We start from the raw sequence: 26,097 nt of genomic DNA, 5'->3' as shown, positions 1-26,097 counted from the left end.
TATGAGATTGCGAATTTCTGTGTTCGCCCTGCTGGCGCTGTTTTTTGTCCCGTCTGTGCTGGCGGTGATTGAAACCTATGAGTTCAGCAGTCCGGAGCTGGAACGGCGCTACCAGAAGCTGAGCGAGGAGCTGCGCTGTCCCAAGTGCCAGAACCAGAACATCGCCGCTTCCAACGCTCCGATATCCAAGGACTTGCGGCGCTTGCTGCACCAGCAGCTGGAGGCCGGGGCCAGCGATGAAGAGATCCTGGACTTCATGGTGTCGCGCTATGGCGAATTCGTGCGCTACCGCCCCAGCTTCAACGCCGCCACAGCGGTCCTGTGGTTGGCGCCTATCCTGCTGTTGCTGATCGGCGCGGTGATGGTGGCGGTGTTGCTGCGCGGGCGCCAGCGCCAGGAGGCGAAGCTCGACGAAGCCGAAAAACAGAAATTGGCAGCCCTGCTCGAAGCGGAGGAAGACGCTTGACTACCTTTTGGCTTGCCTGTGCGGGACTGGTCCTGTTCAGCGGTTTATTCTACCTGTTTCCCGGCAGCGCCCTGCGCCGGCCGTTGGATGACCGTGCCCGTGCCAACCTGGAATGGTACCGGCTGCGCCGGCGCGAACTGGCCGAGGATGACGACACCGGGCTGGAAACGGATGCGCAATTGCGGCTGCTGGAGGATGATCAGCGGCAGCTCGAGGCGGCACCATCACACGCCGCCAGTACCCGCTTTCCGGTGTGGCTGTTGCTACCGGTGATGGCAGTTGCCGCTGGCGGGTTGTATTACCAGTTGGGCGCAGCGCCCGATGTGCGGATCGCCGAGCGCCTGCAGGCGCTGGATGACAGCACCGACGACACCACGATGCTGGCGTTGATGGACGCCATCTCGGCACGGGCGGCTCAGCGGCCCGACAATCTGCATTACCTGGCACTGCTGGGGCGGTTCCACATGGGGCAGGGTGATTATGACCAGGCTGCGGAAACCTACCGCTTGCTGGCGGCGCAGGCGCCGGAGGATGCCCAGGCGCTGGCCTATGCGGCCCAGGCCAACTATCTGGCCGCAGGCCGCGAGCTGGATCCCGAGTCGCAGGCGCTGGCTGAACAGTCACTGTCCATCAATCCGCACCAACGCACGGCCCTGGGCCTGCTGGGCATGGCTGCCTTCGAGCGGGGCCAGTACCGGGCCGCTATCGGCTACTGGGAGCGGCTGCTGGCGATGGAGGACGGCGACAGCGAGGGCGCCCGGATGATCGCCGGCGTGATCGACCAGGCACGCGAACGGCTGGGTGAACCAGTAGCCACGGCGCAGCATGACAGCTCCGCCGAGCTGCCGCTGGGACTCAGCCTGCGGGTACTGGCGCCGGAAGGAGCCAGCCTCAATCCGGCTGATACCGTATTCGTACTGGCCCGTTCTGCGGCCAGTGACAGCCGCATGCCCATCGCGGTACAGCGGCTGCGCGCGGACCAGCTGCCGGCCACGTTGCGGCTCGACGACAGCAATTCGATGGCGGGCCAGAAATTGTCCGAAGCCGACGAGGTGGTGGTCGTGGTGCAGGTCTCCCCGGATGGCAGTCCCGGCGAGGCCAACGCCAGCTGGCTGGGGCGGGCCGGCCCGCTGCGGCCGTCGGCGGATGGCGAGCCGCTGGAGATCACGCTGGCGCCGCGGCCGGGCTGAGCAGTGCTTTGGCCACCACAGGCGTAGTGTTACCGGGGGAAGTTGGATACACTGACGATCGTGGTTTGACACCGGCGGAAGGTCCCTGGCAGCAGGGATTTTTTTCATATAAAACAGTTAGATGCAGCGATTAACACAAACGATATGCGACTAAAGTCCATCAAGCTCGCCGGTTTCAAATCTTTTGTGGATCCGACCACGGTCAATTTCCCCAGCAACATGTGCGCGGTGGTGGGCCCCAACGGCTGTGGCAAATCCAATGTGATCGACGCGGTGCGCTGGGTCATGGGGGAGAGCTCTGCCAAAAACCTGCGCGGCGAATCGATGACGGACGTCATCTTCAACGGTTCCGTCAACCGCCAGCCGGTCGGCCAGGCATCGATCGAGCTGCTGTTTGACAACAGCGATGGCGGCGTCGGCGGTGAATATGCCAGTTACGCGGAAATCTCCATCAAGCGGGTGGTCACCCGCGAAGCCCAGTCGGAATACCACCTCAACGGCACCCGTTGCCGGCGCCGGGACATAACCGATATTTTCCTCGGCACCGGGCTGGGGCCGCGCAGCTATGCGATCATCGAGCAGGGCATGATTTCGCGTCTGATCGAATCCAAGCCGGAGGAGCTACGGGTCTTCATCGAGGAGGCGGCGGGGATTTCCAAGTACAAGGAGCGCCGCAAGGAAACCGAAAGCCGCATGCGCCGTACGCTGGAGAATCTGGAGCGACTGACCGATCTGCGCGATGAGCTGGAGCGTCAGCTGCAGCACCTGCAGCGCCAGGCCCAGGCGGCGGAGAAATACAGCGCACTGAAGAATGAAGAGCGTGAGCTGAAAGCCCAGCTACAGACCCTGCAGTGGCGGCAGTTGGATGAGCAGCTGGGGCAGTGCAGCCGCGCTATTACCGAGATGGAGATCAAGCTGGAGGCGGTCAACGCCGAACACCAGCAGGTCGACACCGCCATCGAACAGCACCGGCTGGACCACAGCGAGTGCAGCGACAATTTCAACCGGGTTCAGGCCACCTATTACAGCCTGGGCTCCGAAGTGGCCCGAATCGAGCAGACCATCAAGCACCAGCAGGAGCGGGGTCAGCAACTGGACGAGGATCTGCGCCAGACACTGGCCAGCCTGGAGGAGGCCGAGACGCACCTGCTGCAGGACCGCGCCAAACTGGAGACCTGGGAAGGTGAACTGGATGGCCTCGCGCCCGAGCTCGAGCTGCTGCAGGCGGTGGAGCAGGAGTCCGCCGAGGCTCTGCTGGTGGCAGAGGAAGCGATGCTGCAATGGCAGCAGCAGTGGGACGAGTTCAACCAGCATGCAGCCCGCCCCCGCCAGCAGGCCGAAGTCCAGCAGTCGCGGATCCAGCACCTGGAACAGGCCCAGCAAAGGCTGCAGCGGCGTATTCTGCAACTGGAGGAGGAGCAGTCCGGGCTGGCGCAGGGGCCGGACGACAGCGGCCTGGAGGTGCTGGCGCAGGAAATGGCCGCCACCGAGGAGCTGATGGCCAGCTTCGAGCAACGCAGTGAAATGCTGGCACAGCAGTTGTCTGCCACCCGCGAGCAGGACAATACCGTTTCGCAGCAACTCAATGAAAGCCGCTCCACACTGCAGCAGCTGCGCGGCCGCCAGGCCTCGCTGGAAGCACTGCAGCAGGCGGCCACCGAAGATAGCGACAAATCGGTTGGCGACTGGCTGGCGACGCAGCAACTGCAGGACCGGCCGCGGCTGCTGGAGCAGCTGCAGGTGGACGACGGCTGGCAGCTGGCGGTGGAAACGGTGCTGGGCGACTATCTGCAGGCTGTCTGTGTCGACCAGCTGGGTGATCTCGCGGGCCTGCTCGACACCCTGGAACGGGGGCAGTTGGCCCTGGTCGAGGACTGTGCGGCAGAGACGCCCGCCGTGGGCCTGCTCGCCGCCAGGGTGGGCGGCAGTGCCGCTGCCAGTGTGCTGCTGGCCGGCGTGCATGCCGCTGACGACCTGCCGGCGGCGCTGACACTGCGCGCCGGGCTGGGCCCACAGGAGTCGGTTATCACACCCGAGGGTATCTGGCTGGGCCGCAACTGGTTGCGGGTAACGCGGCTGGGCGAGCAACAGGGCGGGGTTATCCAGCGGCAGCAGGAGCTGGAGCTGCTGGCGCAGCAAATTGAGACACTGGAACAACAGGTCGAGGATCTGGTCCAGGCGCTGGAAAGTGCCCGCGACCAGCAGCAACAACTGGAACAGCAAAGGCGGGACAATCAGCGGGAATTGCAGGCGGCCACCCGCCAGCACGCTGAGTTCAGTGCCCGGCTGTCGGCGCAGCAGGCGCGGCTGGAACAGATCACCGCGCGGCGGGAGCGGCTGGGCGTGGATATCACCGACAGCCGCGAGCAGTTTCGGCAGGAGCAGGAAGCGATGGCCGAGGCGCGGCTGTTGCTGGCGGCAGCGATAGAGAGCATGGAGACGGACTCCCGCCAGCGGGAGGAGTTGCTGTCCAGCCGCGATCAGGCCCGGGGTCAGCTTGACACTGTGCGGCAGAAGGCGCGGCACGACAAGGACGTGGCCCACCAGGCCGCGATGCGGCATCAGGCCCTGCTGACCCAGCTGGATGCTGTGAAGGAGACCATTGCCCGCACCCTGGCCCAGGCCTCTCAGTTGCAGGAGCGCAGGGACAGCCTGCAGGCAACCCTGGCCGACAACGACAACCCGCGCGAAGCGCTGCAGTTGGAGTTGGAGCAGCAGCTGGAGCTGCGGCTGGAGTCCGAGGGCGAACTGGGTCGCGCCCGTCAGGCCGTGGCCGAGGTGGAGCATGCGCTGCGGCAGGCGGAACAACTGCGCGCGGGCACCGAACAGCGCGCCCAGGGCGTGCGCGACGAGCTGGAGCAACTGCGCCTGCGCCAGCAGGGCCTGCAGGTGCAGCGTGAGAACGTACTGCGGCAACTGCACGAGGATGACCGCGAGGTGGAGCAGGTGCTGGCCACCCTGCCCGAGGCGGCCAACGAGCCCGAATGGCAGCAGGCCCTGGAGCGGGTGGCGAGCCGCATTGCCCGGCTGGGCCCGATCAACCTCGCGGCGATCGACGAATACAGCCTGCAGTCAGAGCGCAAGAACTACCTGGACGCCCAGAACGAGGACCTGGAAACCGCGCTGGAGACCTTGGCCTCGGCCATTCGCAAGATCGACAAGGAGACTCGCAGCCGCTTCCGCGATACCTTCGAGAAGGTCAACAACGGGCTGCAGGAGCTGTTCCCGAGAGTGTTTGGCGGCGGCAGTGCCTATCTGGAAATGACCGGCGACGACCTGCTGGATACCGGAATTTCCATTATGGCGCGCCCGCCGGGCAAGAAGAACAGCACCATTCACCTGTTGTCGGGTGGCGAGAAGGCGCTGACCGCGATTGCGCTGGTATTTTCCATCTTCCAGCTCAATCCGGCCCCTTTCTGCATGCTGGATGAAGTGGATGCGCCGCTGGACGACGCCAACGTCGGCCGCTATGCGCGCATGGTCAAGGAGATGTCAGCCCATGTGCAGTTCATTTATATTACCCACAACAAGATATCGATGGAGTTGGCGGATCAACTGATGGGTGTCACCATGCATGAACCCGGGGTGTCTCGCCTGGTATCCGTGGATGTCGACGAGGCGGCGGAACTGGCGGCAAGTTAGGGCCTACAACCGGAGGTGACGGTGCAGCTGTGATGGACTTGACGATACGCGATTGGATGGTGATTGTTGGTGTGCTGCTGATCCTGGCAGTACTGCTGGATGCGTGGCGGCGGGTGCGCAATGAGCGCCGTGCGCCGGTGCGGGTCAAGCTGGCCCGCGGCGACGCTGCGGCGGAGGAGCCGGCAGACGATATCGGCATGTTGCGCGAATTGCCCAACGGCGGCGCGCGGGTGGTGGAACGCAGTGACCTGCTGGATGCCGCCGCCCAGCACAAGGCGGAGAAAGCGGATCGGGCAGCTGTGCAACGGGCCGGCGCCCAAACCGCCGCCAGTACCCCGCAAGAGGCGCCGCCCCCGTCGCCGCCAGCACAAGAACCTGCCCCCCGACCCGGGCGTGGGCCTGAGTCCCGCCCCACGCCGGAGCCGCGCGTCGCCGCAGGATCGGAGCCCGCGCCGCGCCCTGCGCCAGAACCGCAATCCAGACCGCCGAAACCCGAGCGCGCCAGCACGGCTGCCCAGGCGTCTTCGGCCCCGCCCGAGGAAGAGTTCGACTTGCTGGCCGGTTTCAACAGCACCGACGAGCCCGCCAACCTCGATTGGCTGGATGCCCTGGCGGCCCAGGAGCCCGAGCCGGAAGACGAGGCCCCCGGGCGCCTGCCACGCGATGTTGAGCCCGAGGTCTTCATGCTCAATGTGGTGGCGCGCAATCCCGAGGGCTTTGCGGGCGAGGATATCCTGCATATCCTGCTGGCCTGTGACCTGCGTTTTGGCGACATGAATTTCTTCCACCGCCACGAGTTCGAGGCCGGCCGCGGCGCGATCCAGTTCAGCGTCGCGAACATGATGCAGCCCGGGGTATTCGATATCGACAACATGGCCGATTTCCGCACGCCCGGGCTGGTGTTTTTCGTCACCCTGCCGGGCCCGCAGGACATGATGCAGGCCTTTGACTACATGCTGGAGACGGCCCAGACCGTGGCCCGCAACCTGGCTGGCGATGTGCTGGACGAGAGCCGCAGCGCGCTCACCCGCCAGACCCTGGAGCATAACCGCCAGCAGATTCGCGACCTGGAGCGCCGGATGCTGGCGCGATCCCGGTAGGTCAATGGCGACAGCGGAGATCGAGCGCGAGCTGGCCTCGCTGCGCACCAGACTTGAGGACTGGAATTACCAGTACCATGTACTCGACGCCCCGTCGGTCCCGGATGCTGAGTACGACCGCCAGATGCTGCGCCTGCGGGAACTGGAGGCGGAGTATCCGCATCTGGTCACGCCGGACTCCCCCAGCCAGCGGGTGGGGGCCGGGCCGCTGGCGCAGTTCAGCCAGGTGCGTCATGAGTTGCCGATGTTGTCACTGGACAATGCCTTCAGTCGCGAGGAACTGCTGGATTTCAATCGCCGCCTGCTGGACCGGCTCGGTGCATCCGCCGACCCGGTGGAATTTGCCTGTGAACCAAAGCTGGACGGGATTGCGGTCAGCCTGCTGTACCGCGAGGGCATACTTGAGCGCGGCGCCACCCGTGGCGATGGCAGCACCGGCGAGGATATTACCCACAACGTGCGTACCATTGCCTCCGTGCCATTGCGCCTCCGGGGCGAGGGATTTCCCTCACTGCTGGAAGTGCGGGGCGAGATCTACCTGCCCCGGGCCGGCTTCGAGCAACTCAATGCCGAGGCCCGCGAGCGCGGCGAGAAACTCTTTGTGAACCCCCGCAACGCCGCTGCCGGCAGTCTGCGCCAGCTGGATTCCCGCCTGACGGCGCGACGCCCGTTGCAGATGTGTTGCTACAGCGTAGGCCTGTTTGAAGGTGCCGAGCTGCCTGCGCGGCAGTCTGATGTGCTGGAGCAACTGCGCGCCTGGGGCTTGCGCATCAACAGCGAGTCCCGGGTGGAACGCGGCATCGAGGCCTGCGACGCCTACTACGAGGAGCTGGCGGCGCGGCGCGCCAGCCTGCCTTACGATATCGACGGCATTGTGTTCAAGGTCAACGACCTGGCGCTGCAGCGGCGCCTGGGCTTTGTATCGCGGGCGCCACGCTGGGCCATCGCCCGCAAGTTTCCGGCCCAGGAGGAGCTGACCCGGGTGCTGGCGGTGGAATTCCAGGTCGGCAGGACCGGTGCCATCACTCCGGTAGCCCGGCTGGAGCCGGTTTTTGTCGGCGGGGTCACGGTCAGCAACGCCACCTTGCACAATGCCGACGAGGTCGAACGCCTTGGGGTACAGATTGGCGATCAGGTCATCGTGCGCCGCGCCGGTGATGTGATTCCGCAGATCGTTTCGGTGGTGACCCAGGCGCGGCCCGCGGACGCGAAACCGGTAACGTTCCCTGACGCCTGTCCGGTCTGTGGCTCGGTGGTGGAGCGGGCGGCCGACGAGGCGGTGCTGCGCTGCATGGGCGGCCTGGTCTGCCCGGCTCAGCAAAAGGCTGCGATTCGCCACTTCGCTTCCCGCCGGGCGCTTGATATCGAGGGCCTGGGCGAAAAGCTGGTGGAACAGCTGGTCGACCGCGGTCTGGCCGGCAACGTCGCGGATATCTACCGGCTGAGCCGGGAGCAGTGGCTGAGCCTGGAGCGGCTGGGAGAGAAGTCGGCCGACAATCTGCTGGCAGCACTGGAAGAGAGCAAGTCTACCACGCTGGCGCGGTTCATTTTCGCGCTGGGTATACGGGAGGTGGGCGAGGCCACCGCCGCCGGTCTGGCGCGCCACTTTGGAAACTGGGAAGCGCTGCTGGATGCCAGTGAGGAGGCCCTGCTGGAGGTGCCGGACGTGGGCCCGGTAGTGGCCGATCACCTGCGCCAGTTCTTCGATTCAAAAGACAGTCTGGCGGTGGTCGATGCGCTGCGCGCCGCCGGGGTGCACTGGCCGGATGTGGAGCCGGTCGCCGCCGAGGAGCTGCCCCTGGCGGGGCAGACCTGGGTGGTGACCGGCAAGCTGGAGACCCTCGGCCGCAATGAGGCGAAGGCCTGTCTGGAAGAGCTGGGGGCGAAGGTCGCCGGCAGCGTGTCGGCCAGGACCCATACCGTGGTCGCCGGCCCGGGAGCCGGCTCCAAACTGGGGCGTGCCACCGAGCTGGAGGTGCCGGTCATCGATGAAGCCGGCCTGCTGGAACTGTTGGCGGAACACGGGATCAAGCTGTGAAAACAACCGGGAGAGGAATGGCGCTTACTTTGATTTACTCCGGCGGCAGGTTTGGGTCCGGGGAGGGGGTTTTCGAGACACGCCGTACCCAAAGCACTCGCTGCGCTCGCGGGGCAGGCTCTGAACCCTTCCATGGGGGCTCGGATGCGACATCCATGTCGCATACGGTCTCGAAAACCCCTCCCCGGACCCAAACCTGCCCACGAAGCGCCGAAAATATGGCATAGATGCGGTTCAACTGTGAGAGTACTGTGGCTGCCGTTATTGCTACTGTTGTCCGCCTGTACCACCGCACCTCCGGCCAACCCGGACAATGTCTGCAGTATCTTCCGTGAAAAAAAAGGCTGGTACGGGGATGCCTACAAGGCCCGGGCCAACTGGCACAGCCCGATCCCGGTGATGATGGCCATCATGCACCAGGAGTCGCGCTTCGTGGCTAAGGCGAAGCCCCCGCGCCGGCGTATCCTGGGCATTATTCCAGGCCCCCGGCTCTCGGATTCCTTCGGCTACAGCCAGGCCCTGGGTTCCACCTGGAAGGCTTACCAGCGCAGTACCGGCCGCGGCGGCGCCGACCGTGACGATTTCGCGGATGCAATAGATTTCATCGGTTGGTACAACAATGAATCTCTCAAACACAGCGGTATTGCCCGCGATGACAGCTACCGCCTGTACCTTGCCTACCACGAGGGGCACGGCGGCTACAATCGCGGTACCTACCGCAACAAGCCCTGGCTGCAGAAAGTGGCGCAGAAGGTCAGCGCCCGAGCCGGCCTCTACCGGTCCCAACTGGCTGCCTGCGAGAGCTCCCTGCCGCGCCGCAAGGGGTGGTTCGGCCTGTTCTGAATCAGTGGCTGGTACTGCAATGCATGACTCCGTTGTGCGTGCCCTGCGGGTACCCGCTCAGGCGAGGTTCTGCAAATAGCCGCAGCGGAACAGATGAAAATCTGCGCAGTTTATGACACACTTTTACGCTACTCGCGCAACCCCCAGGTAGATTGGTCCGGCTAGCAGGCACCCAGAGTGAACCCAACCGATATAAAAAACCCTGAATACTTCCACAAGGTGGTCGACTGTCAGTATGCCTGCCCGGCGCATACGCCGGTGCCGGAATACATCCGCCTGATCGCGGCACAACGCTACGACGATGCCTACATGGTCAACTGGGAGTCGAATGTATTCCCAGGGGTCCTGGGCCGCACCTGCGACCGCCCCTGTGAACCCGCTTGCCGTCGCGGACGCCTCGGCAAGGGCGAGGAGCCGGTGGCGATCTGCCGTCTGAAACGGGTGGCGGCGGACAACAAGAGCGATATCTCCGCCCGCCTGCCACAGATTCCGGCCCGCAAGAACGGCAAGCGCATCGCGCTGATTGGCGCGGGGCCGGCCTCCCTGACCGTGGCGCGCGACCTGATGCCACTGGGCTACCATATCGACGTCTACGACAACCAGTTCGCGGGCGGCGGCATGATGCGCAGCCAGATCCCGGCATTCCGCTTGCCGGTGCAGGTGCTGGACGAGGAGGTCGGCTATATTCTGGATATGGGCGTCATCACTCATTTTGACACCGAAATCACCAGTCTCAAGGCGGTGCTGGAGCAAGACTACGATGCCGTCTTCGTGGGTACCGGTGCGCCCCGCGGCAAGGGGCTGGACCTGCCCGGACTGGAGGAGGCCGGCAAGCGCGTCCATGTCGGCATAGACTGGCTGGCCAGTGTGGCCTTCGAGCATACCGAGAGCATTGGCAAGCGGGTGCTGGTACTGGGGGCGGCAACACCGCGATGGATTGCTGCCGTACCTCCCGCCGTCTTGGCGGCGAGGACGTGCGGGTGGTCGTGCGCAGTCCGTTCGCGGACATGAAGGCCTCGCCCTGGGAAAAAGAGGATGCGATGCACGAGGGCATCCCGATTCACGACAACCACGTGCCGAAGGAGTTCGTGGTGGAGGACGGCAAGCTGCTGGGCATGCATTTTGAAAAGGTCGAGGCGCGCTACGACGCCGATGGCAAGCGCAGCCTGGTGCCCACCGGCGAAGCGCCGGTGTTCATGCCGGCCGACGATGTCCTGATGGCTATCGGCCAGGAAAACGCCTTCCCCTGGATTGAGCGCGACCTGGGCATCGATTTCGACAAATGGGACATGCCGGTGGTGGATGCCAGCACTTTCCAGTCCACCAACGACAAGGTGTTTTTTGGCGGCGACGCGGCCTTCGGTCCTGAGAACGTGATCACTGCGGTTGCCCACGGTCACCAGGCGGCGGTCAGTATAGACCTGTATTGCCGCGGCGAACCGGTGAACAAGCGTCCGCCGCCATTCACCAATCTGGTCAGCCAGAAAATGGGCATCCACGAGTGGAGCTACGATAACGCAATCGAGAATGACAAGCGCTTTGTCGTGCCGCTGGCGCCACTGGAACTGACCTTGCGTAACCGCAAGCTGGAAGTGGAACTGGGCTTCGACCGCGAGATCGGTTTCCGGGAGGCCGAGCGCTGCCTCAACTGCGACGTGCAGACCGTGTTCGAGGAGACCCGCTGCATCGAGTGCGACGCCTGTGTTGACGTCTGCCCCACCGATTGCATCACGTTCACCGCCAATATGGACGAGGAACCGCTGCGCCGCAGTCTCAGCGCGCCGGCCGGCAACCTGGCCCAGGACCTGTATGTCTCGGAAGAACTGCCCACCCGGCGGGTCATGGTGAAGGACGAGAACGTCTGCCTGCACTGCGGTCTGTGCGCAGAGCGCTGCCCGACCACCGCTTGGGACATGCAAAAATTCCTCTACAACGTCAGCAAGGCGGGACAGTAAGTCATGCAAGCACTGCAATCCGTCAACGAGTTCGTTATCAAGTTCGCCAATGTCAACGGCACCGGCAGCGCCAGCGCCAACAACCTGTTCGCCAAGGCGATTTTCCGGATGGGCCTGCCGGTCTGTCCCAAGAATATTTTTCCCTCCAATATCCAGGGCCTGCCCACCTGGTACGAGGTGCGGGTGAGCGAACGGGGCTACCTGGGGCGGCGCGGCGGGGTGGACATCATGCTGTCGGTGAATCCCCAGAGCATGCCCCAGGATATCCGCGAGCTGGAGCCGGGTGGCTACTTCATCCACGACAACACCAAGCCGCTGGACCTGCGCCTGATACGCAGCGACGTCACCATCATCGGCATTCCGCTGACCCGGATCTGCAACGAGCAGTACAAGGACCCGCGCCAGCGGCAACTATTCAAGAACGTGATCTATGTGGGCGCGCTGGCGGCGCTGCTGGACATGGATTTCGCGGTGCTGACGGAACTGGTCGAAGACCAGTTCAAGGGCAAGGAAAAGTTGATCCTGCCCAATATCCATGCGCTGGAGCTGGGCTACCAGTACACCAAGGAAAACATCGCCTGCCCGCTGGGTATCCGGGTCCGCAGGGCCGACAAGGTCGGCGACCAGGTCCTGCTGGACGGCAACACCGCGCTGGGCCTGGGTGCCATCTACGGCGGCGCCACGGTGGCCGCCTGGTACCCGATCACGCCTTCGACCTCGGTAGTGGACGCCTTCGAGCGCTATGCCAAACGGCTGCGTATCGACCCGGGCACCGGCCGCAAGAACTACGCCATCCTGCAGGCCGAGGACGAACTGGCGGCCATGGGCATGGTGGTGGGGGCCAGCTGGAACGGCGCCCGCGCGTTCACCGCCACCAGCGGCCCGGGGCTGTCACTGATGAGTGAGTTCCTGGGGCTGGCCTACTTCGCCGAGATCCCGACGGTATTGTTCGACGTGCAGCGGGCGGGGCCCTCCACCGGCATGCCTACCCGCACCCAGCAGTCGGACGTGCTGTCGGCGGCCTATGCGTCGCATGGCGATACCAAGCAGGTGCTGCTGTTCCCGTCGACACCGAAGGAATGCTTCGATTTTGCCGCCCTGTCCTTCGACCTGGCCGAGCGGCTGCAGACGCCCATCATCCTGCTGACCGACCTGGACCTGGGCATGAACGACAACATGTCGCCGCCGCTGGTCTGGGACGACGAGCGCCAGTACGACCGCGGCAAGGTGCTGAACGCGGAGGATCTCGACCAGATCGAGCGCTATGGCCGCTATCTGGACGTGGATGGCGACGCGATCTGCTACCGCACCATTCCCGGTACCCACCCGGAGAAAGGCGCATTCTTTACCCGCGGCACGTCCCGCGACGAGTATGCCGTCTATACCGAGAAGGGCGAGGAGTATGAAAAGAACATGCACCGGCTGATGGCCAAGTGGGAAACCATCAAGCAGTGGGTGCCGGGACCGGTGGAGCAGGCCGCCGGCCGCGACACCGATACCGCAGTGCTGTTCTTCGGCACCAGTGAGGAGTCCTCCATGGAGGCGCTGGATTATCTGGTGGAGGAGGACGGCATCCACCTCAATGCGATGCGGGTCCGCGCGTTTCCGTTCAATCACGAGGTGGAGGCCTTTATCGCCCGCCACCAGCGCGTGTTCGTGATCGAGCAAAACCGCGACGCCCAGTTGCGTACGCTGCTGATGGCAGAGTTTGAGCTGGGTCCGGACAAGCTGAAGTCGGTGCTCTGCTTCGACGGCACGCCGATCAGTGCCCGCAATATCCGCAAACAGATCCTGCAGCAGATGCCGGGTTACAACGTCACCCCTTTGCGCCGCGACAAACTGGTCGGCGGCCTCGGAGAGTAGGATGAGCTACCAGTTACCGACTTTTCGTCACCCCGAGCTGCCGGTCAATGAGCTGGGTTACACGCGGGCCGATTACGAGGGCGCCATCTCCACACTGTGCGCCGGCTGTGGCCACGATTCCATCAGCGGCGCCATTGTGCGAGCCTGCCACGAATTGTCGCTGGAACCGCACAGGATTGCCAAGCTGTCCGGAATCGGCTGTTCCTCGAAGGCCCCTACCTATTTCCTGGGCAAGTCCCACGGCTTCAACTCGGTGCACGGGCGCATGCCCTCCGTGGTCAGCGGTGCCGCAATGGCCAACCGCGACCTGCTGTACCTGGGGGTCTCCGGGGATGGCGATACCGCCTCCATCGGCATGGGACAGTTCGCCCACGCCATCCGCCGCAACCTGAACATGGTGTATATCGTCATGAACAACGGTTGCTACGGTCTTACCAAGGGCCAGGATTCCGCCACCGCCGACGAGGGTTCGGCCAGCAAGAAGGGCGACGCCAACCCCTTCTCTGCCATCGACCTGCCGGGCCTGGCGCTGCAGCTGGGGGCCAGCTTTGTCGCCCGCAGCTTTTCCGGCGACAAGGGGCAGCTGGTACCGCTGATCAAGGCTGCGATCTCGCACCGGGGCTTTGCGCTGATCGATGTGGTCTCCCCCTGTGTCACGTTCAACAACAACGCCGCTTCCACCAAGAGTTACGATTTCGTCCGCGAACACGCCGAGGCCACCGGCACTGTCGACTTCATCCCGATGCGTGAGGAGATCACCGCCAGTTACGCCGCGGGACATGCCCACGAGGTGACCCTGCACGACGGTTCGGTACTGCATCTGGAGAAACTGTCGGAGGACCTGGATCCCTTCGACCGCGTTTCCGCGCTGGTCGCGTTGGAACAGTACCGGGCCAGGGGCCAGATCCTCACCGGCCTGATCTACATGAACAAGGACTCGCGCGATCTGCACGATGTATTGGAGACGTCCCGGCGGCCGCTGAACTCCCTGCGGGAGGAGGATCTGTGTCCCGGCAACAAGGTGTTGGTCAATATCAACGCCAGTTTGCGCTAGTGTGGCCCGAATGGCACTTACTTAAGGCCTGGTTTGGTGTGAGGGCGCTACTTCCGGAGGGTACTTTCGAGGCCGTTTGCAGCATGGATGCTGCAACCGAGCCCCCATGGATGGGTTCACTGCGTGTCTCGAAATTACCCTCCGGAAGTAGTGACCGGATTCTAGGCACCCGATGGCTAAAGTAAGTGCAATCTGAAAATCCACCAGAAATCCCGTGCATTGTCATTTTATTGTCACAATTTCCTCATCTAATACCCGGAACGGGAATGTATGCGAGGGAATTGTGACCGATGAATGAACGCAAGGTGCTGATCGTCGACGACGAATTCGCTATCCGGGACATGCTGCGGATGGCGCTGGAGATCGCGGAATTTCGCTGCATTGAGGCCGAGAACATTCAGGATGCCCATGCCCTGATCGTCGACGAACGCCCCGACATCGTGCTGCTGGACTGGATGTTGCCCGGCGGCAGCGGCCTGGAGCTGCTGCGTCGGCTCAAGCGCAACGACGCCACCCGGGAGCTGCCGGTGATCATGCTGACCGCGAAGACCGCAGAGGACAACGTGATCCAGGGGCTGGATGTCGGCGCGGATGACTATATCACCAAGCCTTTCGCGCCGCGGGAGCTGATCGCCCGCATCAAGGCCCTGTTGCGCCGTGCCGCCGGTGGGGACCAGCAGGACCGGATCCAGGTCGCGGAGCTGGTGCTGGACGGCGAGAGCCGCCGTATTTTCCTGGGGGAGGATCCGGTGGACATGGGGCCTACCGAATTCAATCTGCTGCAGTTTTTCATGTCCCACCCGGAGCGGGCCTACACCCGCAACCAGCTGCTGGACCATGTGTGGGGCGCCAACGTCTATGTGGAAGAACGCACCGTGGACGTGCATATCCGCCGTCTGCGCAAGGCCCTGCAAACCCCGCTCAAGGATTACAGTGATCTGATCCAGACGGTACGCGGCACCGGTTACCGCTTCTCGGCGCGCGGGGTTCCCTCGCGGTGAGGCCGACGGGCAGCTGGCTGGCGGAGCTGCGCCGGCTGACCTTGTTTGTGTTCATCAGTACGGCGGTCGGCTGGCTGCTGGGGTTTCCCGCGCAGCTGTTGGCGCTGGTCCTGCTGCTGTTGCTGCTGCGCTGGCTGTACCAGCTGCTGCGGCTGCGGCGCTGGCTGGCCGATCCATTGCAGGAACCGCCCGAGGCACCCGGAATATGGGGGGCCATCTACGATCGGCTCTACCAGTTGCAGCGTGAAGCCCGGCAGGGCAGGGCCCAGCTGCAGTCGCGCCTGGACTATCTGCAGGATTCACTCTCCTCCATGCATGACGGCGCGGTGATGGTATCGATGGCGGGCAGCATCGAATGGAGCAACGCGGCGGCAGAGCGGCTTCTGGGCCTGCGCTTTCCGGCCGACCGCGGGCAGGCGCTGCTGAACCTGGTGCGCCTGCCCGACTTTCACCGCTACTTTCTGGCCGGTGATTTTCAGGATCCGCTGCAGCTGCGCCTGAAGAGCGAACCTGAGCAGTTCCTCCAGTTTGCGGTGACGCCTTTCGGCAGTGGCGACCGGCTGGTGTTTGTGCGCGATGTGACCAAGGAAGCGCGGCTGGAGCAGATGCGGCGGGATTTCGTCGGCAATGTATCCCATGAACTGCGCACCCCGCTGACAGTGATCAAGGGGTATCTCGATACCATTTTGGCCAACAGCGGCCAGCTGGAGCCGCGATTCCTGCGGCCGCTGCAGCAGATGGAGCAGCAGGCCCAGCGTATGGAGACGCTGCTCAAGGACCTGTTGTGGCTGTCGCGGATCGAGACCGTGCGCAGCAAGGCGCGAGCGGAGCAGGTCGACGTCGCCAGCCTGCTGCAGGAGCTGGAAAGTGAACTGCAATCGTCGCACCCACAGCGGCGGCTGGAGTTGCAGCTGGAGTGCAACGAGCGGATCAACGGCGATTATCGCGAGTTGCACAGTGCTGCCTCCAACCTGGTGCTGAACGCCTGCAAGTACAGCAAGGATGACAGTATTGTGACAGTACGCTGGCGGCGCCAGGGCCAGGAGTTGCTGCTGTCGGTAGAGGATCGCGGTATCGGCATCGACCCGGTACATCTGCCGCGTCTGACCGAACGTTTCTATCGCGTGGATGACAGTCGTTCTTCGCGCACCGGCGGCACCGGCCTGGGACTGGCGATCGTCAAGCATGTGGCCGCTGGCCACAACGCCCAGTTGCGGATAGACAGTAAACCCGGAGTCGGCAGCACTTTCACCCTGGCATTTCCGGCTCCGGCATAGTGGCAGTACATGCTGTTGTCATAATTTTGTCATAATCAGGTAGTACTGTGGCCGGGTCAACAAACTGGAGCTATTGGAGCATCCCATGAGCATCAAATCCCTGTTTAAAATCGCAGTCGCCGCCGCCGGGCTTACTGCTGCCCAGCTCAGTTGGTCGGCGCTGGATCCCGACCTGCAGGACTACGAGGTGGCCAGCGGTGTGTCGGGCAACCTGTCCAGCATCGGTTCCGATACTCTGGCCAACCTGATGACGCTGTGGGCGGAAGAATTCAAGCGTGCTTATCCCAATGTGAACATCCAGATCCAGGCGGCCGGCTCCTCCACGGCACCGCCTGCACTGACCGAGGGTACGTCCAACCTGGGTCCGATGAGCCGTGACATGAAGGACAAGGAAATCGAGGCCTTCGAGACCCGCTACGGTTACAAACCCACCGCTGTGCCGGTGGCGATCGACGCGCTGGCCGTTTATGTGCACAAGGACAACCCGATCGAGGGCATGAGTATCGAGGAAGTGGATGCGGTGTTTTCCTCCACCCGCAAATGCGGCGCCAGTCAGGACGTCAGCAAGTGGGGCCAGTTGGGCCTCGAGGGCGCCTGGGCCGGGCGCGACATGCAGCTGTTCGGGCGCAACTCGGTGTCGGGTACCTACGGTTATTTCAAGAGCGTGGCGCTGTGCAAGGGTGACTTCAAGAACAGCGTGAACGAGCAGCCTGGTTCGGCTTCCGTGGTGCAGTCGGTATCCACTTCGATCAACGGCATCGGCTATTCGGGCATCGGCTACAAGACTTCCAGTGTGCGCGCGGTCCCGATCAGCAAGCGCAGTGGCGAGACTCCGGTCGAAGCCTCACCCGAGACCGCGGTCGATGGCTCCTACCCGCTGGCGCGCTTTCTGTACGTCTATGTGAACAAGGACCCGAACAAGCCGCTGTCGCCACTGGAGCGCGAGTTCATCAAGCTGGTGTTCTCACGCCAGGGCCAGGAAGTGGTGCTGAAGGATGGCTACATCCCACTGCCCGCGGCAGTGATCGAACGCTTCAGCAAGCAATTGAACCTGTAGTCGCACGAGGCGCTGCCGTATCAGTGGAGGCCGCGGTGACGGCCTCCATTGCGAACGCCTTCCATCCCTTGTCCTGATCGGTGAGAGAGCAAACCTTGGCCAGTTTATCCGAGCATGTTTCGCCCTACTCCGCCCGTTGGCGCCATTTCAAGGATCGTCTGGCCACGGTATCGGTGACTGCTGGGGGCAGCGGCGTACTGTTCGCCATCCTGCTCATTTTCTTCTACCTCCTGTACGAAGTCCTGCCGCTGTTTGGCAATGCCGGCATGGAGGCGCGCGAACCCCTGGCTTTGCCATTTTCCGGAGCACCGCTGTATCTGGCGGTGGAGGAGCAGACCGAGGTGGGGTTCGCAGTGTTCGGCGATGGTACCGGCCGCTTCCTGTCACTGGAAGACGGCTCGGTGCTGCATCAGGAGGTGCTGGCGCCAGAGCTGGGAGCCATAACCGCAGCGACGGGAGAGGGCGCGGACAGCCGGCTGCTGGCGCTGGGTCATGCCACCGGCGCGGTGTCGCTGTATCGCCATGAATACCGGCTGAGCTACCCGGGAGGTGAACGGGTGATCACCCCGCGGCTGGAGCGCCAGTTGCCCGAGCTGGAACTGAAGCTGGGGGACGAAGCCATTGTTCGGCTGGCCGTGCGCGACAGTGACCAGGGCCTGGTCGTGGTGGCACTCACCGCCGCCGGCAAGCTGCGGGCCCAGCGGGTACTGCGGGAGGAGAATTTCCTTAGCGGGGAGGTAACTCTGGATCGCGAGACGCTGAACCTGCCCGCACTGGGCGGCGACACCGCCGCATTCTTTGTGGACGAGGACCTGAACTGGCTCTACCACGTCGACACCGGTGGCGGCTTTGCGGTACTGAACCTGCGCCAGCGCGACCGCTCCGGGCGCCTGCGCCTGACCAGTTCCGGGCAATTGTTCGAGCACGGCGGTGAACTGGCAGCGGCGCAGATGCTGCTGGGGGGGATTTCGCTGCTGGCAGCCTCCGACCGCGGCGAGCTGGTCCAGCATTTCATGGTGCGGGACGAGACCGGCGGCCACCGCCTGCAGCGCATCCGCCAGTTCGACACCGGCGGCGTGGTGCTGGACCGCCTGATCTCAGAGCACCGCCGCAAGGGCTTTTTCGGTATCGGCCGCGGCGGTGAGCTGCAAATCTACCACACCACGGCGCACCGCCGGCTGCTGAACAAACCGGCGCTGCCGCTGGCGGCCGACGGCGCGGCGGCTCTCTCGCCCCGGGGCGACGCGCTGGTCTATATCGACGCGAATGGCACCCTGCGATTCTGGCATATCGACAACGAGCATCCTGACCTGTCCTGGGCTGCACTATGGAGCAAGGTCTGGTACGAGAGCTACGATGAGCCGACCTACACCTGGCAGTCGTCGTCTTCAGACAATGATTTCGAGCCCAAGTACAGCTTTGCGCCGCTGGCGTTTGGCACTCTGAAAGCGGCCTTCTATACGATGCTGATTGCCGCGCCACTGGCGATCTGCGGCGCCATCTACACCGCTTACTTCATGGCGGCGCCGTTGCGGCGCAAGGTCAAACCGCTGATCGAATTGATGGAGGCGCTACCTACCGTGATCCTCGGTTTTCTGGCGGGTCTGTGGCTGGCGCCATTGATCGAGGACAAGCTGACGGCGGTCATCACACTGCTGCTGGCCCTGCCGATCGGGGTGCTGTTGTTTGCGTTCCTGTGGTCGCGGCTGCCGGTACCGCTGCGCGCCCGGTTGCCCGAAGGCTGGCATGCCGCCGTACTGGTGCCGGTGGTGGTGCTGATAGGCTACCTGAGCTTTGCCGGCAATGACGTGCTCGAACTTTGGCTGTTCGAGGGTGACATGCGGCGCTGGATAACCAGCGAGCTGGGCATCTCCTTTGACCAGCGAAACTCGCTGGTGGTCGGGATCGCGATGGGCATGGCGGTGATCCCGACCATTTTTTCCATCGCCGAGGACGCAATTTTCTCGGTCCCCAGGCATTTGAGCTACGGCAGTCTCGCGCTGGGAGCGACGCCCTGGCAGACCCTGGTGGGCGTGGTACTGCCCACCGCCAGTCCGGGGATCTTCTCTGGCCTGATGATAGGCCTGGGCCGCGCTGTGGGGGAAACCATGATCGTGCTGATGGCGACGGGCAATACGCCGATCATGGATGCGAATATCTTTGAGGGCATGCGCACCCTGTCGGCCAATATCGCGGTGGAAATCCCCGAGGCCGAGGTGGATAGCACCCATTACCGGGTCCTGTTCCTCGCCGCCTTTGTATTGTTCATGTTCACCTTCCTGGTGAACACCGCTGCCGAGTTGATCCGGCAGCGCCTGCGCATCAAATACGGCTCACTGTAATGACGACCAGCATGACAAACAATCAGGATCTGCACGGCCGCCGCCGCCGTGGCGTGATGGCCTGGGTTCGCAGCGGCGAGCCGATGATCTGGCTCAACGGCGCGGCGGTCAGTATCAGCGTGATCGCAGTGGTGGGCCTGCTGTTGTTGCTTGCGGTACGCGGCATGAGCCATTTCTGGCCGGCGGATATCCTGGCGGTGACGGTGAGTTATCAGGGTCAGTCGCGGGAACTGCTGGGAGAAGTGGTGGACGAGGTAGAGGTCGCCGGCAGTCAGCTGCGCGAGGCAGGCTTCGAGTTGGAGGGCCCGGGGCCTTTCTATCAGCGCACCCTGTTGAAACAGGGCAATCGCGATGTGCTGGGCACCGACTTCACCTGGCTGATCGATGAGCAATTCGGTGAGCGCCGCCATCCTGAAGATGTGATGGTGGTGGAGCGCTTGGAGTGGGGTAATTTCTACGGCTACCTGCGCAGTGTCGACCGTCATGGCGCGCCAGTGATCACCGTCGAAGAAGACGCCGCCGCGGCCTGGGCAGCACTGCAGTCACTGGTCGCAGATACCGTCGCCGTGCGCCAGCAGATCCGGCAGATCGAGCGCGTCGATATCGGGGCGATCAATTATGAGCTGGAGCGACTGCGGCTACAGGAGCGCCGCCTGGAGATGGACGGCGCCCTGGATGCCGCCGCCCAGGCAGACCTCGCCGCCCGGCGGGCAGAGCTCAATGCCCGCTTCCAGGCATTGCAGCAGGACCTGTACGTGCTGTATGACAGCATCAAGGACCACACCTTCAGCGCCGAAGTGGCGGATGGCCGGGTGATCGAGCTGCCCGTGGCCAAGGTGGTGCGTGCCTACCAGCCCAATGCGATGGGTGTGGGCGCCAAGCTTGCGCTGTATTTTGAGCGGCTCTGGGAGTTCCTCAGTGATGAGCCGCGCGAGGCCAACACCGAGGGTGGGGTCTATCCGGCGATGTTCGGTACCGTGATGATGGTGATACTGATGTCGATCATGGTCACCCCGTTCGGGGTGGTGGCGGCGGTCTACCTGCGTGAATACGCGGGACAGGGTTTTATTACCCGCACCATTCGGGTGGCGGTGAACAACCTGGCCGGGGTTCCCTCCATCGTCTACGGGGTGTTCGGGCTCGGGTTCTTCGTCTATTTTGTGGGCGGGGAACTGGACGAGGTGTTTTTCCCGGCCATGCTGCCGCGGCCGACTTTCGGTACCCCGGGCCTGATGTGGGCATCGCTGACACTGGCCCTGCTGACGCTGCCGGTAGTGATTGTGGCGACCGAGGAAGGTCTGGCCCGCATTCCCAAGAGCCTGCGCGAGGGCAGCCTCGCGCTGGGGGCCACCCGCGCCGAAACCCTGTGGCGGGTAGTATTGCCGATGGCGAGCCCGGCGATGATGACGGGGCTGATCCTGGCGGTAGCCCGCGCCGCGGGCGAGGTGGCGCCGCTGATGCTGGTCGGTGTAGTGAAGCTGGCTCCGACCCTGCCGCTGGATGGCAATTATCCCTATCTGCATCTGGACCAGAAGTTCATGCATCTGGGTTTTCATATCTACGATGTGGGTTTCCAGAGTCCCAATGTGGAGGCGGCCAGGCCTCTGGTCTATGCTACTGCATTTCTGCTGGTGCTTATCATCGCGTTGCTGAATCTGGCTGCGGTGCGCCTGCGCAACCGGTTGCGTGAACGTTACAAGTCTCTGGAACACTAGCGGGAGCGATTGCTCATGACTATGCAAACCCATGCCATTGATATTCAGGCAATCAAGCGCGGCCAGGCTTCCGGCCCCGGCGCGCCGGCGGATATCAGTCTGCGAATGGAGAACCTGAACCTGTACTACAACAATAATTCACAGGCGCTGTTTGACATAAACCTCGACGTCCCCAAAAAGCGGGTTACCGCGTTTATTGGCCCCAGCGGCTGTGGCAAATCTAGCCTGCTGCGCTGCATCAACCGGATGAACGATCTGGTCGACGGCTGCAGGGTGGAGGGCCGCCTGCTGCTGGAGAGCGAGGATATCTATGACCGCCGGGTGGATGTGGCCAGTCTGCGCCGGCGGGTGGGCATGGTATTCCAGAAACCCAATCCCTTTCCCAAGTCCATCTACGAAAATGTCGCCTATGGCCTGCGCATCCAGGGCATCAACAAAAAGCGGGTGCTGGATGAGGTAGTGGAGAAGTCGCTGCGGGCCGCGGCCCTGTGGGAAGAGGTCAAGGACCGCCTGCATGAAAGTGCACTGGGCATGTCGGGCGGCCAGCAACAGCGCCTGGTGATTGCCCGCACCATTGCGGTGGAGCCGGAGGTACTGCTGCTGGACGAGCCGGCTTCGGCGCTGGATCCCATTTCCACGCTCAAGATCGAGGAACTGATCTACGAGCTCAAGTCCCGTTACACCATTGTGATCGTCACCCACAATATGCAGCAGGCGGCGAGGGTATCCGACATGACAGCATTCATGTACATGGGTAAGTTGATCGAGTACGACGACACGGATACCCTGTTTACCAATCCCGAGCAGAAGCAAACCGAAGACTACATCACCGGCCGCTACGGCTGAGGACTTCCGTCATGATTCACCAGGACAGCTACAAGCAACATATCTCGGCCCAGTTCAATGCCGAACTGGAGTCGGTCAAGAATCATTTGCTGGAGATGGGTGGCCTCGTCGAGCAGCAGATCGGCAAGGCCGTCGAGGCGCTGCTGCACAGGGACAGCGGCGTGGCTGAAGAGGTGGTGGCCGGTGACGAGCGGGTCAACGACATGGAGATCAGTATCGACGAGGAGTGCTTCCGTATTCTCGCCCGCCGCCAGCCCGCGGCCAGCGACCTGCGTCTGGTGCTGGCGATTTCCAAGGTGACCACAGACCTCGAACGGATTGGCGACGAGGCCAGCAAGATCGGCCGTCAGGCCATCAAGGCGACGGAAGAGGGGGGTTCCAGCACCAGCTTTGTCGAGATTCGCCATATCGGGGCTCATGTCAGCGATATGCTGCGGCGGGCGCTGGACGCTTTTGCCCGGCTGGATGTCGATATGGCTGTGGAAGTGGTGATCGCCGATCGCTCGGTGGATTCGGAATACGCTACCGCGATGCGCAGCCTGGTGACTTTCATGATGGAGGACCCCCGCACCATCGGTCCGGTGTTGGGTCAGATGTGGGCGCTGCGGAGCCTTGAGCGGGTGGGTGATCATGCCAGCAATATCGCGGAGCATGTCATTTACCTGGTGCGCGGCCTGGATGTGCGCCATGTGGAGCCCGATCAGCTGATGGCGCAAGTTGAAGAGAGCGAATAGGGTCGCCGCTGTACCAGTGATCGGGCTACGAAGGTAGAGACATCAACCGGGCTGCGGTGTTCAAGACACGCCGTACCCAAAACACTCGCTGCGCTCATGGGGCAGGCCCTGAATCCACACCCGATAAAGCGGGGGTGGGCTCTCCATGGAGGACGAATTTTGCTGTCCCGTATCTTCGCAGAATATTTGGTTACGGGTGCCGCAGAATGGAAGGCCGGCGCTTCGCCCGCCGAGACATCACCCGGGATGCGGTGTTCAAGACACGCCGTGAATCCATCCATGGAGGCTCGGATGCGACATCCATGTCGCATACGGTCTTGAACACCGCATCCCGGCCGATGTCTCTACCCTGGTAGCCCGATCGATGCGACAGCAATGAATCGAATTCACAGAAATCGGCATTTTCTGTGAATTCCGGCACTGCTGTCTTGGTTGTGTCATAAAAAAGTCATAAACTCGCCGCCCTGATGCGCGTCTGCGGGCGCTTTACCAAGAGCGAGAAGAAGCATGAGACGACTGACTGTGGCCGCGCTGGCCAGTTTATCGCTGGCGACCGCTGCTGCCGAGGCAGCGGTCAGCGAAGCGGAGTTCGAGCAATTGAAGGCGGACATGGCCCGCCTGACGCAACGGGTGGGCACCCTGGAAGCGGAAAACCGGCGTCTGCGTGAAGCCTCTGAAACCGCGGTTTCAGAAGTGCAGCTGGTTCGCAGTGAAGTGGACCAGGCCCGCCGCAGCCCCCCGGGCGGCCACTGGTCCGATACGATCAAGCTGTATGGCGACTACCGCTACCGCTACGAGGAAATCGACGTGGGGGCGCGGGATACGCGGACCCGTCACCGTATTCGGGCCCGTGCAGGGCTGGTGGCTCAACTCTCTTCCGAGCTTGAAGTGGGGCTAGGTCTGGCCGCCGGCAATGAAAGCCCGCGCTCTGGCAACATCACGCTGGGAAGCGGGGGCACTTCCAAGGATCTGTTCCTGAACCTCGCCTACGCACGCTGGCAGCCTTTTGACGGTGGCTACCTGATGGCGGGCAAGATGGCCAACACTTTCTACCGCACCCAGGGCAGCGGCCTGCTGTGGGACTCCGACTACACGCCGGAAGGGATTGCCTTCGGCTGGGCGGGCCAGGGTCTGTTCCTGAACAGTGCCGCCATCTGGCTGGAGAGCGACAGCAACCGTGCCAACGAGACAACCTACTGGGGTCTGCAGGGCGGCGTCAGCCTGCAGCCAGCAAACAACCTGACACTGACTGCCGGTGCAGCCTATTTCGATCTGCCGGTGCGCGGAGAGAGCGTCTTTTTTGGTGAGCCGGACGAGTTCTTCGGCAACAGCTTCAGCTGTACCGAGCCTGGCACCAGCGCAGGGTGTGTCTATCTCAATGACTACGAAGAACTGGAGCTGTTCGCGGACCTGACAGTGGCTGGCCTGCCGTTGCCTCTGACTTTCTTCGTCGACTATGTGCAGAACCTGGATGCCGACGAGTTCGATTCCGGCTGGCTGGCCGGCGCCAAGCTGGGCAACACTGCCGCGGCGGGCAGCTGGCAGCTGGGCTACCAGTACGAGGATGTAGAGGCGGATGCCACCTTTGGTCTGCTGCGGGATTCCAATGTCGGCGGGGGCGGCACCGATATCAGCGGTCACAAGTTCACGGGCAAGTACGCCGTGGCCAGGCACTGGGTCCTGGGAGTTACCTGGTATCTGAACAATGAATCGGGCGAGAACGCTACCGGACGCGGCACTGACTTCGATCGTGTCGTGTTCGACTCGGTATTCAAGTACTGACAATGAGCCGATTCTGGAGCGATGTCGTCAAGCGCCTGACCCCTATGTGCCGGGCGAACAGCCGCGGCACCAGCGTCTGGTCAAACTCAATACCAACGAGTCGCCCTGGCCTCCATCGCCGGCGGTGCTGGAGGCTGTGCGTGGCACCGATGGCGATATGTTGCGGCGCTATCCCGACCCGGAATCCACCGCACTCAGGCAGGCCCTGGCGGACTACCATGGCCTGCAGGCCGAGCAGGTGTTCCTGGGCAATGGCTCGGACGAGGTGCTGGCGCATGTGTTCCAGGCACTGTTGTTGCATGAGCAGCCGGTGCTGTTCCCTGATGTCAGCTACAGTTTTTACCCGGTGTGGTGCGAGCTGTACGGTGTAAAATATCAGCAGTTGCCGCTGCGGCCGGATTTCAGCATCGATCCGGCGCTCTACCGGGTTCCCAATGGCGGTATCATCCTGCCCAACCCCAATGCACCGACCGGGCTGCTGCTGAACCTGCAGCAGATTGGTGAGCTATTGCGGGCCAACCCCGACAGTGTGGTGGTGATCGACGAAGCCTACATTGATTTTGGCGGTGAATCCGCGGTCGGTCTCATTGCCGAACACGACAACCTGCTGGTGGTCCACACCCTGTCGAAATCCCGCTCCCTGGCTGGTCTGCGGGTGGGGATGGCGATGGGCCAGGCACACTTGATCGAAGCCCTGCAGCGGGTCAAGAACTCCTTCAATTCCTATCCGCTGGATGCGATAGCCCAGCGCGCGGTACTGGCCTCGCTGGCGGATGAGGCCTGGTTCCGCGAATGCTGCCGGCGGGTGATCGACTCGCGCGAGCGGCTGAGCCGGGGTCTGCAGGCGCTGGATTTCGAGGTGCTGCCTTCCGCGGCCAACTTCGTGTTGGCGGGCCCGCCGGCGGGCACCGATGCCGGAGCGCTGTTTCAGGCCTTGCGGGAGCAGGGGATAGTGGTGCGCTACTTCGACAAGCCGCGCCTGTCCGGCTACCTGCGCATCACCGTCGGTACCGACGCCGACTGCGATGCGCTGCTGGCGGCGCTGCCAGCCTTGCTCTAGGGCCAATGGCACCTCGCTCCGGTAGAAGGTCGGCGTCCTCGGAGGGTGCTTTCGAGACCGTATGCGACATGGACGTCGCATCCGAGCCCCCAGGGACGGGTTCACGGCGTGTCTCGAAAGCACCCTCCGAGG

The 26,097-nt window shown here is 63.3% G+C and carries 19 protein-coding genes; all 19 read left to right on the top strand.

Features of this window, described 5'->3' with window-relative positions:
* Position 1 precedes the first annotated feature (1 nt).
* Positions 2-466, top strand: coding sequence for a cytochrome c-type biogenesis protein (locus G3T16_RS02285; protein WP_163493654.1), 465 nt, complete (start codon positions 2-4; stop codon positions 464-466).
* Positions 463-1,656, top strand: coding sequence for a c-type cytochrome biogenesis protein CcmI (ccmI, locus tag G3T16_RS02280; RefSeq protein ID WP_163493653.1), 1,194 nt, complete (start codon positions 463-465; stop codon positions 1,654-1,656). Before G3T16_RS02285 ends, ccmI begins: the two co-directional genes overlap by 4 nt.
* A gap of 144 nt (positions 1,657-1,800) precedes the next feature.
* A complete protein-coding gene (gene smc / locus G3T16_RS02275; RefSeq protein ID WP_163493652.1) occupies positions 1,801-5,298 on the top strand; it encodes a chromosome segregation protein SMC in 3,498 nt (1,165 codons plus the stop codon).
* A gap of 32 nt (positions 5,299-5,330) precedes the next feature.
* Complete coding sequence (gene zipA / locus G3T16_RS02270) at positions 5,331-6,398, top strand: cell division protein ZipA (protein WP_163496926.1); 1,068 nt, start codon at positions 5,331-5,333, stop codon at positions 6,396-6,398.
* 4 nt (positions 6,399-6,402) lie between these two features.
* Positions 6,403-8,436 carry an NAD-dependent DNA ligase LigA gene (gene ligA, locus G3T16_RS02265; RefSeq protein WP_163493651.1) on the top strand — a complete coding sequence of 678 codons (2,034 nt, stop codon included), beginning with the start codon at positions 6,403-6,405 and terminating at the stop codon, positions 8,434-8,436.
* 240 nt (positions 8,437-8,676) lie between these two features.
* On the top strand, positions 8,677-9,279 hold the full coding sequence (locus tag G3T16_RS02260; RefSeq protein ID WP_163493650.1) for a transglycosylase SLT domain-containing protein: 603 nt from the start codon (positions 8,677-8,679) through the stop codon (positions 9,277-9,279).
* 177 nt (positions 9,280-9,456) lie between these two features.
* Positions 9,457-10,290, top strand: a complete 834-nt coding sequence (locus G3T16_RS21535) for a hypothetical protein (protein ID WP_232059225.1) — start codon at positions 9,457-9,459, stop codon at positions 10,288-10,290.
* On the top strand, positions 10,212-11,234 hold the full coding sequence (locus tag G3T16_RS21530) for a 4Fe-4S dicluster domain-containing protein (RefSeq protein ID WP_232059224.1): 1,023 nt from the start codon (positions 10,212-10,214) through the stop codon (positions 11,232-11,234). Before G3T16_RS21535 ends, G3T16_RS21530 begins: the two co-directional genes overlap by 79 nt.
* A gap of 3 nt (positions 11,235-11,237) precedes the next feature.
* The gene (locus G3T16_RS02250) at positions 11,238-13,097 is read left to right on the top strand and encodes a 2-oxoacid:acceptor oxidoreductase subunit alpha (protein ID WP_163493649.1); all 1,860 of its coding nucleotides are present in this window, start codon (positions 11,238-11,240) and stop codon (positions 13,095-13,097) included.
* Between the two features lies 1 nt (position 13,098).
* Entirely contained in the window at positions 13,099-14,151 is a 1,053-nt protein-coding gene (locus G3T16_RS02245; RefSeq protein ID WP_163493648.1) for a 2-oxoacid:ferredoxin oxidoreductase subunit beta, read from the top strand.
* A 290-nt stretch (positions 14,152-14,441) separates the two neighbouring features.
* Complete coding sequence (gene phoB, locus G3T16_RS02240; RefSeq protein WP_163493647.1) at positions 14,442-15,152, top strand: phosphate regulon transcriptional regulator PhoB; 711 nt, start codon at positions 14,442-14,444, stop codon at positions 15,150-15,152.
* Positions 15,149-16,429: a phosphate regulon sensor histidine kinase PhoR gene (gene phoR, locus G3T16_RS02235; protein ID WP_163493646.1), complete on the top strand. Its 1,281-nt coding sequence runs from the start codon at positions 15,149-15,151 to the stop codon at positions 16,427-16,429. The genes phoB and phoR overlap by 4 nt, the downstream gene beginning before the upstream one ends.
* An 85-nt stretch (positions 16,430-16,514) precedes the next feature.
* Complete coding sequence (locus G3T16_RS02230) at positions 16,515-17,486, top strand: PstS family phosphate ABC transporter substrate-binding protein (RefSeq protein ID WP_163493645.1); 972 nt, start codon at positions 16,515-16,517, stop codon at positions 17,484-17,486.
* A gap of 95 nt (positions 17,487-17,581) precedes the next feature.
* Entirely contained in the window at positions 17,582-19,828 is a 2,247-nt protein-coding gene (locus G3T16_RS02225) for an ABC transporter permease subunit (protein ID WP_163493644.1), read from the top strand.
* Between the two features lie 11 nt (positions 19,829-19,839).
* Positions 19,840-21,543, top strand: coding sequence for a phosphate ABC transporter permease PstA (pstA, locus tag G3T16_RS02220; RefSeq protein ID WP_163493643.1), 1,704 nt, complete (start codon positions 19,840-19,842; stop codon positions 21,541-21,543).
* Between the two features lie 21 nt (positions 21,544-21,564).
* Positions 21,565-22,389 (top strand): phosphate ABC transporter ATP-binding protein PstB, encoded by an 825-nt coding sequence (gene pstB, locus G3T16_RS02215; RefSeq protein ID WP_163496925.1) that lies wholly within the window; start codon positions 21,565-21,567, stop codon positions 22,387-22,389.
* Positions 22,390-22,400: 11 nt separating this feature from the next.
* Positions 22,401-23,123, top strand: a complete 723-nt coding sequence (phoU, locus tag G3T16_RS02210) for a phosphate signaling complex protein PhoU (RefSeq protein WP_163493642.1) — start codon at positions 22,401-22,403, stop codon at positions 23,121-23,123.
* A 507-nt stretch (positions 23,124-23,630) separates the two neighbouring features.
* Complete coding sequence (locus G3T16_RS02205) at positions 23,631-24,905, top strand: putative porin (protein WP_163493641.1); 1,275 nt, start codon at positions 23,631-23,633, stop codon at positions 24,903-24,905.
* Between the two features lie 46 nt (positions 24,906-24,951).
* Positions 24,952-25,965 (top strand): histidinol-phosphate transaminase, encoded by a 1,014-nt coding sequence (gene hisC, locus G3T16_RS02200; RefSeq protein WP_232059223.1) that lies wholly within the window; start codon positions 24,952-24,954, stop codon positions 25,963-25,965.
* Positions 25,966-26,097 lie beyond the last annotated feature (132 nt).

The organism is Kineobactrum salinum (assembly GCF_010669285.1).
Classification (GTDB): Bacteria; Pseudomonadota; Gammaproteobacteria; order Pseudomonadales; family Halieaceae; genus Kineobactrum; species Kineobactrum salinum.
This window is presented reverse-complemented; position numbering and strand designations above follow the sequence as displayed.

Bases quoted from the DNA above. Each gene is read 5' to 3' on its own strand.
- pstA (WP_163493643.1), top strand. From the start codon at position 19,840: ATGACAAACAATCAGGATCTGCACGGCCGCCGCCGCCGTGGCGTGATG.
- G3T16_RS02205 (WP_163493641.1), top strand. From the start codon at position 23,631: ATGAGACGACTGACTGTGGCCGCGCTGGCCAGTTTATCGCTGGCGACC.
- G3T16_RS21530 (WP_232059224.1), top strand. From the start codon at position 10,212: ATGGATTGCTGCCGTACCTCCCGCCGTCTTGGCGGCGAGGACGTGCGG.
- smc (WP_163493652.1), top strand. From the start codon at position 1,801: ATGCGACTAAAGTCCATCAAGCTCGCCGGTTTCAAATCTTTTGTGGAT.
- G3T16_RS02230 (WP_163493645.1), top strand. From the start codon at position 16,515: ATGAGCATCAAATCCCTGTTTAAAATCGCAGTCGCCGCCGCCGGGCTT.
- ligA (WP_163493651.1), top strand. From the start codon at position 6,403: ATGGCGACAGCGGAGATCGAGCGCGAGCTGGCCTCGCTGCGCACCAGA.
- G3T16_RS02245 (WP_163493648.1), top strand. From the start codon at position 13,099: ATGAGCTACCAGTTACCGACTTTTCGTCACCCCGAGCTGCCGGTCAAT.
- zipA (WP_163496926.1), top strand. From the start codon at position 5,331: ATGGACTTGACGATACGCGATTGGATGGTGATTGTTGGTGTGCTGCTG.
- phoU (WP_163493642.1), top strand. From the start codon at position 22,401: ATGATTCACCAGGACAGCTACAAGCAACATATCTCGGCCCAGTTCAAT.
- phoB (WP_163493647.1), top strand. From the start codon at position 14,442: ATGAATGAACGCAAGGTGCTGATCGTCGACGACGAATTCGCTATCCGG.
- G3T16_RS02250 (WP_163493649.1), top strand. From the start codon at position 11,238: ATGCAAGCACTGCAATCCGTCAACGAGTTCGTTATCAAGTTCGCCAAT.
- pstB (WP_163496925.1), top strand. From the start codon at position 21,565: ATGCAAACCCATGCCATTGATATTCAGGCAATCAAGCGCGGCCAGGCT.
- G3T16_RS02285 (WP_163493654.1), top strand. From the start codon at position 2: ATGAGATTGCGAATTTCTGTGTTCGCCCTGCTGGCGCTGTTTTTTGTC.